Consider the following 7,840-nt stretch of genomic DNA (forward strand, 5'->3'; position numbering starts at 1 on the left):
TTATTTACCATGTCTTTCTATATTTTATTGAAAGTTGTATTTATTTAGCTTTTTTTGTTTTTGCTGCTGGTTTTTTGACTACTTTCTTTTTAGTAGTTGACGTTTTAGAAGCAGTTTTTGCCTTAGTTTTAGTTACTTTAGGAGTTTTTGCTGCTTTAGCATTAGTTTTTTGAGTTTTGTTTTTTGTTGTTTTTGTTTTGGCCATTTTCTTGGTCTCCTTTTTGATTGGTCTGATTGTCAGACTGGTTATTGTTGTTATCTTGATTTTCTTCCTCATTTTCATCAGGTGGATCATCAAGATTTGAATGGCTATCCCCTGCTTGGATTCCCATTGCTTTTTGATTTAGTTCGATTGCGTCTTCTTTTTCTTCTTTCAACTGTTCAAGCACTTCATCGACATTATCAATATCTGGAAGCCATGAAAGCAACACTTTAAGCGGTAAGATTCCAGCTTGATGCGCTTGCACTATCTGATTAACAATATCTGTTGTATTGACAGGTAAGTTTTCTTTCAGCTTGATTTTAATTCCTGCAATATCAATTACTTTATTACTAATTTTCAAGTAATTAGCAAAGATTTGCAGTCTCTGCCGTAATCCTTTAACCATGTACCGCTTTTTAATTGCCATCAGTTGCAACAGTCCGAAAAGCTTATATTTCATCGCTTCTCCACTGACATTTCCAGAAAAATTTTTATCATTCATGCTTGGAATGTATGTGATTTTATGAATATCTTCAAGCAGAGCATCACGTAAGATAGCAACTCCGCCCTCATCCATGGTCTTGGTTAAATAACTCGCATCAACTTCGTTAGGGCTAGCAGAAGTTTGCAACATCTTTTCAGTTGCTAGCCTCTCTCCGTCTCCATCTTGCAACTCAAATCCACGAATGAATAAAATAGCATCTACAAAGGCTTCTTTGTCGTTTAATCTGTCCGATTGCAACAGGTTGTAAGCGTCAATCAAGCTAATTGCCTGTTCAAAGTCTCCTTGACGCTCTTCATTGTTTCGATATTCAATGACTGGTACAGCGTTGAAATAATGTTGTTTAGCATCAGTTAACTCATAGTCTCCAAAGCCAATTGAAGAAGCTCTATAGGTTATTACTCGATTATCGTTGTAATATTTAACTAGATAATACTCAGTTCCTCCTTGCAAGTTAATAACAGGCTGATAATGGACTGCAAATAAAGGATTTGCGTCTATCGTGTCATCAGTCACTAAGAAAATGCCACGAGGGTCAATGCACTTAATATCTGCATAAACTCCACTATCATCATCATTTAAATAAATCAGCTCATATCCAATGCCAAAGACTGACAGGTCTTTTTCTAGTTCTGTATCGTGAGAGACAATGTCTACTTTAGTATAGGCGTCAAGAATAGATTGAATATCATCACTGCTTGTATAAGCAACAGGATTTCCTACCATGAACCCAACGTTCATATCAACGACATATTTAGCGTGGTTAATAACTAATTTGTTATTAGGAGCACCGCTATTTTCTTTCACTCTTTCATTAATTTTTTGCTTTCCGTCATAATAATCTGACAGTTTCTCAAGCCGTTCAAGGCTCATTTGATGCTGACTAATGCAATAATTCAGCAACTCAGGGCTTGGATTGTTTAAATCTCCAGCTATCTCTCTATTTATTTTAATTGCCATTATTCTCCTTATAAAAAGCCAAGGCTTGCTTTGTTTACAATGTTTGCTTTTTTGCTGTTCATGACTTCATTTGTGTAAATTGCATAACGAACAGAATCGAGAACATCATCAAACTGCTTAATTGGCTCTCCTGACTTCTCATCCCAAACATATTGATATATCTCATTTGGGAACTTCTCAACCCTATCTCTGCATATATATAGCTTGTCTCGCTTGAAGCGTCTCGCTACTGATTCAACCCCGCTAAGCCTTGCCTTGTCTCCGTTAAATGCTTGGATGCGGTCCCTCTTGAACCTCGCAACATGCTCAGATCTTGCACTGTCGCAATAGAATGGAACTCGTGAACCGTAACGTTCTTGAATACCTTTAGCAACATCAACCCAGTAATCTATTTCTTCATACTGCTTGGCATGCTCTTCAACAAGATAAGCCGTGCCATCATCTGTTTCTCCAATGACAATAATAGAGCCCCAGTGACTATATCCCCAGTCAACACCGCAATAGAACTTAGATAGGCTTGGCAACGCGCTAGAGTTAATATAATGCTTGCTTGCGTCAAAGTCCTTATATACCACGCCATCAGCGGACACCCAAAGTCCTTTTATATCACGGTCGTAAAACATACCGCTTGGCGTTGCTGCCTTGATATTATCTCGGTATCGCTTGGACAAGAAAGTATTATCATCAAGCTCAAAATGAAAAGCCTTAACGTTTTTGTTAGGCTTGTCTATGTATTCTTTCTTTAACCAATGCTCAGGATTATCAGGGTTAGTATCCGCTAATATTCTAGCGCCACTTCCTGAACAACGTGAGACAATTTCACCAAACACTTCTTGTCTAGCAAGTGACGCTTCATTGATATAAGCTCCGTATGCTGTCATACCACGAATGGCACCGACTCCACCGATATTTCCAGTATAAGCTTGAACCACTTTTACTCCAAATAATTTAAAGTTGTTATGTTTATCAAACTTAGGAGATATATTGTACATATTGTAAAGCTCTTGTAGTATGTTCTTTTGAATCGTTGCTGACGAAACGCCTGCTAAAATATACATTGGCTCTTTAACGCCTTCATCATTAGCAATTTTGCGCACTCTCCTAAGCTCGAACAAGAACAAATCATTGTTCATCTTTGTTTTTCCTGAACGCTTAGCACCATGAAGCAATGCAATGAACCAGTCTTTATTTACCGTTTGCTTTAAAACATCGATTTGTTTTTTGCTATAAATATCACTTATCATCTATAACCTCACTAATTTTACCAAGCAATTCATCCAATTTTTCTTCAGTTGATTTATCAGTTGCAGATTGTATCATTGCAGCTTTGAATTCAGCAATATCAGCTTCTGCAGTAAGTTTGCGAAGAGTTTGTTCAAGTAATTTATCATTACCAGGATAACGTTTAAGAAGTTCCTTCATTGCTTGTATTTGCGTTTTGAAATCAGGAGGTTTTTCAACTTCCGCATATCCGTCTGCACTTGCTACAACAACTGTCTCTGTAATCTCGGCTTTAGCAATCAAGGTGAGCCTTTCAAGTATTTCTTGAGCACCCATAATACGCTCAGAAGCCAGCTTTGTGATTTGCTTATCAATGTATTTTTTTATGCCAACATTTGCCAACAATTTGTATGCACTCGCTCTAGCATAATTCTTTGAATATCCAGCTTTAATAGCTGCTTCTTCAGCACTTCCTAACTCAATATAATAGTCAGCAAAATCTTGCTGTTTCTTGGTAAGTTTCATACCTCCCTCCTATCTTATTTGTGAATCCAACAATAAAAGGCTGCCCATTGGACAACCTGTAATAAAATATAATTCAGGATAACGGGATTGAACCGTTCTATTCTAGCTTATGAAACTAGCGTGACGCCTTGCCACCCATCCTGTTTAATGTACTCAGCTCTTGCAAAAGCAAAGTACAAATGACTATTTCATGTTTTGTGCTTGCACCCTGCACGGGTTGAATCAGGTAGTATATAGCCATACACCTAATCATTGGCGCCATCAAATGGCAATAGCAAGTCAGGGAGTCGAACCCTGCGCACTCTCCAGTGGTGCTTTCCTTGCTACGCTGGTTTTATCGTCCAGCAACGCTATGAAGTATATCCAAACCGAATTAGTTGTTGTTTTTTGCTTTTGCCTTTTACTTCATAATACAAGTATATCAGCAAAAATAAGGAGCAACACTCCAATTTCGTGCCTTTTTCGTGTCGTTTTTATCCCAATTTGACCCATGCTTTCAAATGAAATATCCAATATGAGGGTTTATATCTTTTCTAAATCGGTAGTAAATAAACTTAGCTTTCTTTTCTGAAATCTCAATACCTTCATTATCAAGTTCCATCATTACTCTGTACCATGTAAAACCACCGTAACCACAGTGTTTTAGCTTGATTATTTCTTTTTCCTCCTTAATTAAAGGTTCGTACCACAAGCTGAATTGGTACATCAGGCCTTTGAGCTTGATGTATTCCTCATCATTTTCAAGCGCTTCTTTATTTAAAACATGGCTTAATTGTTCCGAACCACCAGAATAAGCTGTACGAATGCCTAAGTTATCTACTTTTTGCTTATAAAGATATCTACTTTCAATTGATTTTATTCTGGCTTCAAGTCTGCCATTAACGTAATCTCCAATAATTCTATCTAACTTATCTGCCATTAATCAAGTTCTCCTTTTGTGGTATAATTAAGTTAGAAAATCTTTCAACGAAGCCCGTTCCCAGCGGTCTTTTTTATTTTCATGTAATACCCATAAATTTTTCATTTGTCCTCTTCCTCTATCGCCTCGCAAACTAACGGAATAAAAGCCATTCCTAAATCGTCTTGCGTGATTGATCCTCTTCGCATAAATTCAGTCGCTTCATCGAGGTCTTTAAATTCACATTCTAACGTATTGCAGCGTCTTTTTCCGTCTAGTCCGATATATTCGGCACTGTAAAATCTAAATTTCATTTTCTTCTCCTAATCTCATAAATATTCACGCCTAGCATCAGCACTGACAGCACTATTAGTATTGTCATTCAATCACCTCTATTCCTAGCACAACATAACCATCGGGAAGTGTGTTAGTGTGGAAGTAGTCATTAATAACATATTCTATAGCAAGAGTTAAGCCTACAGATTCAATAGAAAAACTAAGTCCAGCATCTTCCAGAATCTTGTTATAGTCATCTAAGTGTCTAGACATCCATTTAATTCTTACTTTGATTGTGTCAGCATGCTCTTTATCAACTGGCATGTATGGATTTCCAAGAACTCCTACATCTGCAACATAACCACTACCATCAAACCTTTTTAATTCCAAAATATCTCCTACTTTAAAATTGCGGTCATTATTGCGTATCTCGAAATTTTTCTTACCATATTTCACATCATCAAAATATCTGATATCTAGTTTTAATTCATGATTTTTCATTCAATTACCTCCCCACCAGTCATTGACCAGCGATATTAGTTTGTCGGTCATTCAAATCTCCTTGCTATTTCGTAAATCACTGGTACTGTCACACTGTTACCAGCTTGCTTGTATAGTTGACTGTTTGAGTTTACTTCTTGTGCCTTGTCAAAAGCCCAATCAGGGAAACCTTGCAGTCGCCAACATTCACGAGGTGTCAGCTTTCTAATTCTTATTCCATCAAATATACCTGCATCATGATTCTGAGATTTTAAAGTTCTGCTTAATCCTGGTAAAACTCCCCGTTGATGAGTTTTTGATACATTCTTGTAAATACCGCCAACTTTCAGCAAATTATTTTCGTGCCAAGAATTAGATGATAATGTTGGTGCAACTTCATGCTCTCCTCCCTTGTTATATCCTCTTGGCTTTTGGACAATCTTAGGACCTTCTCCTTTATTTGTTGTCAATGTCGGAGCTAGTCCATCAGAATCGTAAACATTTCCATTCATACCATTTTCGCTTGGATTAATATTTCCAGATAAAATTACTCCATGCCTATCTTGAGCAGTTATTGTAAACATTGGATCGCCATCTTCTTTAAACCTTCTTCCGTTTTGTCTTTTTTCTGCTCGATCAGGAGTTAAGACAGGAATAGCAATCTTAGGTTCTCGTCCCCCACCTTGCATTGTATTTAAAGTTGGGCTTAATCCTTCTGAAGAGTAAACACGATTAGTTTCACGAGGCATACCTGATTCTTTATTTACAACATCAATAGCCCCTGAGTTTTCTCTGGTGATAGGAAATACTTCTCGTCCACGTTCTCCTCTAAGATGTCCGATAATGAACACACGTTCTCGGTTTTGTGGAACTCCGAAATTTTTGCTGTTAAGTATCTGCCATTCTGCATCGTACCCCAATTCATCAAGGGTGGATATGATAGTTCTAAAAGTTCGCCCTTTGTCGTGAGATAAAAGCCCTCTAACGTTTTCAAGGAATAAAGTCCGTGGTTTGATTTGTTCAGCCGCTCTGGCAATCTCGAAGAATAGCGTTCCACGAGTTTCATCAAGGAATCCTTTTCTTTTACCTGCGATGGAGAAAGCTTGGCAAGGGAATCCTCCGCAAATAAGATCAACTGTTCCTCGTAAGGTTCGCCACTCTTCATTGCTAACTGTTGTAATGTCATGATATTCTCGTTCTCCTTCTGTGTTGTGAATGGCTTTGTAACTCTGCCGGGCAAACTTATCGATTTCGCAAAATCCTACACATTCATGTCCAGCTTGCTCAAGTCCAAGTCTAAAGCCACCAATGCCGGCAAATAAATCTAAGAATTTCATCCCTCCACCTCATCGATTTTTACAACATCAAGAAATTCAATCTGACTAATTCGTACTTCTGACATTTTTCCATTGATTTCTACAATAGCAATAGGATAAGCGACAGTCCCTGCTTTAAATCCTCCAACTATTAGTGAATCTCCATGAGTATACGAATGCTGAAATAGTCCCATAAAAGTTCCTTCGACCTGCTTTTTACTACTAAAAGTTACCAAGCAAGGCCTTGTTTCTAATTCAATTTTCATCCCTCCACCACTTTCACTAAATCAACTCCGAGGGCTTTGCCTGCGAGGTAGGCAATAGCGATATTAACTTGGTTTTCATCTGGTAGTAATACCTCCAACTCATCACCGATTTCATAATCCATTTCCGCTGCTCGATATAACAAAGTCCAAATATTACGACTATCTCGCTCTCTGACGAATCCATTAAAAATATCATCTAGTTTATCCGCAATGCTTTTCGGAATCGTGAGCTGGGGTTGAGATTCAAAATAATATGGTTGAGCATCTTCATCCCAAAGTTTATGAAATCTTAATTCTTGCTCATGATTATGAACTAGTATTTCAAACGCTGCTTCTTTACTGCTAAATGCAGTTCCATGAAGTAAATATCCACTTGGTTCACTCATTGCCGCTCCCTTCAATTTATCCAGTCTATCTCTGGGCTACCTTGGTAACCTTTTTACCATACGAACCAAGCGTATGCAACAGCACTAGATTTAAACTCTTCAAATTTTCCGTTTTTAGCACAGTTCAATCGACCACTAGCTACATAAATCTTTTTTGGTGGATTTTCTTTATAAAATTCTTTTCTTGCTTTACCTTCAAGAAATTGTAGTTTTAGAAACATGGCTACTTTATTGCCTTCAGGAATAATATCAAGAGAATGTTTTACGAAATCAAGTGCGATTTTATAAGGCGGATTTGTGATAATATCTCCACAAAACTCATCAACTTCGAAAAAGTCCTTCACCTCACCAAATCCTCGATTGATTAAATCTGAACTTTTTACAGCATAACCGCTATTCAAAAGAACTTGGGATATGTGCCCTTCTCCGCAAGAGGGTTCTAATATAATAGAGCTAAACTTTTCTTTTTGTAGCAATAATTCAACTGCTTTTGGTTCTGTAGCGTAATAATCATTTACTTCTCGTTCGCCTTTGCTGTGATTACTGGCTGCAAGAGTTGCAAAAGTTGCAGCTTTATTCCCAATCCAATCTTTACTCATCATCCCCTCCAATCGCTGCGAGTGCTTTACTTGCAATAAGTTGATGATTAAATATTGCGTCTTCAACTGTATGACCACCAGCTATTTCTGTCAGTGCCTTTTTCGCAGTGTTAATCTGTTCTTGGAGTACTATTTTGTCATCAATAAGCCCTTCCATGCTTTCAAGCAAAATAGTTGATTCTTTGATAGTTAAATTTATTCTATAGCTT

At 37.5% G+C, this 7,840-nt stretch carries 11 protein-coding genes, 1 tRNA gene and 1 pseudogene; all 13 read right to left on the reverse strand.

Annotation, left to right across the window (positions count from 1 at the left end):
• Positions 1–40: 40 nt before the first annotated feature.
• A complete protein-coding gene (locus GHI93_RS12880) occupies positions 41–205 on the reverse strand; it encodes a hypothetical protein (protein WP_170272447.1) in 165 nt (54 codons plus the stop codon).
• Positions 162–1,664: a phage portal protein gene (locus GHI93_RS11680; RefSeq protein WP_153497203.1), complete on the reverse strand. Its 1,503-nt coding sequence runs from the start codon at positions 1,662–1,664 to the stop codon at positions 162–164. Before GHI93_RS11680 ends, GHI93_RS12880 begins: the two co-directional genes overlap by 44 nt.
• An 8-nt stretch (positions 1,665–1,672) precedes the next feature.
• Complete coding sequence (locus GHI93_RS11685) at positions 1,673–2,908, reverse strand: PBSX family phage terminase large subunit (RefSeq protein ID WP_153497204.1); 1,236 nt, start codon at positions 2,906–2,908, stop codon at positions 1,673–1,675.
• Entirely contained in the window at positions 2,898–3,410 is a 513-nt protein-coding gene (locus tag GHI93_RS11690) for a terminase small subunit (protein WP_153497205.1), read from the reverse strand. The genes GHI93_RS11685 and GHI93_RS11690 overlap by 11 nt, the downstream gene beginning before the upstream one ends.
• Before the next feature lie 72 nt (positions 3,411–3,482).
• Positions 3,483–3,554: transfer RNA gene (locus GHI93_RS11695), tRNA-Met, on the reverse strand.
• Positions 3,555–3,906: 352 nt separating this feature from the next.
• Complete coding sequence (locus tag GHI93_RS11700) at positions 3,907–4,329, reverse strand: RinA family protein (RefSeq protein ID WP_153497206.1); 423 nt, start codon at positions 4,327–4,329, stop codon at positions 3,907–3,909.
• 101 nt (positions 4,330–4,430) lie between these two features.
• Positions 4,431–4,622 carry a hypothetical protein gene (locus GHI93_RS11705; RefSeq protein ID WP_153497207.1) on the reverse strand — a complete coding sequence of 64 codons (192 nt, stop codon included), beginning with the start codon at positions 4,620–4,622 and terminating at the stop codon, positions 4,431–4,433.
• A gap of 64 nt (positions 4,623–4,686) precedes the next feature.
• A complete protein-coding gene (locus GHI93_RS11710; RefSeq protein WP_153497208.1) occupies positions 4,687–5,085 on the reverse strand; it encodes a DUF3850 domain-containing protein in 399 nt (132 codons plus the stop codon).
• Between the two features lie 47 nt (positions 5,086–5,132).
• Positions 5,133–6,401 (reverse strand): DNA (cytosine-5-)-methyltransferase, encoded by a 1,269-nt coding sequence (gene dcm, locus GHI93_RS11715; RefSeq protein ID WP_153497209.1) that lies wholly within the window; start codon positions 6,399–6,401, stop codon positions 5,133–5,135.
• On the reverse strand, positions 6,398–6,646 hold the full coding sequence (locus tag GHI93_RS11720) for a hypothetical protein (RefSeq protein ID WP_153497210.1): 249 nt from the start codon (positions 6,644–6,646) through the stop codon (positions 6,398–6,400). The genes dcm and GHI93_RS11720 overlap by 4 nt, the downstream gene beginning before the upstream one ends.
• Entirely contained in the window at positions 6,643–7,032 is a 390-nt protein-coding gene (locus GHI93_RS11725; protein ID WP_153497211.1) for a hypothetical protein, read from the reverse strand. Before GHI93_RS11725 ends, GHI93_RS11720 begins: the two co-directional genes overlap by 4 nt.
• A 53-nt stretch (positions 7,033–7,085) precedes the next feature.
• On the reverse strand, positions 7,086–7,631 hold the full coding sequence (locus GHI93_RS11730; RefSeq protein WP_153497212.1) for an NAD(P)-dependent oxidoreductase: 546 nt from the start codon (positions 7,629–7,631) through the stop codon (positions 7,086–7,088).
• A pseudogene (locus tag GHI93_RS12885) lies at positions 7,624–7,840 on the reverse strand (hypothetical protein); the annotation flags it as partial. The pseudogene GHI93_RS12885 and the gene GHI93_RS11730, both read right to left, overlap by 8 nt.

Source organism: Lactococcus hircilactis, from assembly GCF_009601015.1.
GTDB classification, from domain to species: Bacteria; Bacillota; Bacilli; order Lactobacillales; family Streptococcaceae; genus Lactococcus; species Lactococcus hircilactis.

What these genes read in the sequence shown, in the direction of transcription:
- GHI93_RS12880 (WP_170272447.1), bottom strand. Translation starts at nt 205, where the DNA reads ATGGCCAAAACAAAAACAACAAAAAACAAAACTCAAAAAACTAATGCT.
- GHI93_RS11680 (WP_153497203.1), bottom strand. Translation starts at nt 1,664, where the DNA reads ATGGCAATTAAAATAAATAGAGAGATAGCTGGAGATTTAAACAATCCA.
- GHI93_RS11685 (WP_153497204.1), bottom strand. Translation starts at nt 2,908, where the DNA reads ATGATAAGTGATATTTATAGCAAAAAACAAATCGATGTTTTAAAGCAA.
- GHI93_RS11690 (WP_153497205.1), bottom strand. Translation starts at nt 3,410, where the DNA reads ATGAAACTTACCAAGAAACAGCAAGATTTTGCTGACTATTATATTGAG.
- GHI93_RS11700 (WP_153497206.1), bottom strand. Translation starts at nt 4,329, where the DNA reads ATGGCAGATAAGTTAGATAGAATTATTGGAGATTACGTTAATGGCAGA.
- GHI93_RS11705 (WP_153497207.1), bottom strand. Translation starts at nt 4,622, where the DNA reads ATGAAATTTAGATTTTACAGTGCCGAATATATCGGACTAGACGGAAAA.
- GHI93_RS11710 (WP_153497208.1), bottom strand. Translation starts at nt 5,085, where the DNA reads ATGAAAAATCATGAATTAAAACTAGATATCAGATATTTTGATGATGTG.
- dcm (WP_153497209.1), bottom strand. Translation starts at nt 6,401, where the DNA reads ATGAAATTCTTAGATTTATTTGCCGGCATTGGTGGCTTTAGACTTGGA.
- GHI93_RS11720 (WP_153497210.1), bottom strand. Translation starts at nt 6,646, where the DNA reads ATGAAAATTGAATTAGAAACAAGGCCTTGCTTGGTAACTTTTAGTAGT.
- GHI93_RS11725 (WP_153497211.1), bottom strand. Translation starts at nt 7,032, where the DNA reads ATGAGTGAACCAAGTGGATATTTACTTCATGGAACTGCATTTAGCAGT.
- GHI93_RS11730 (WP_153497212.1), bottom strand. Translation starts at nt 7,631, where the DNA reads ATGAGTAAAGATTGGATTGGGAATAAAGCTGCAACTTTTGCAACTCTT.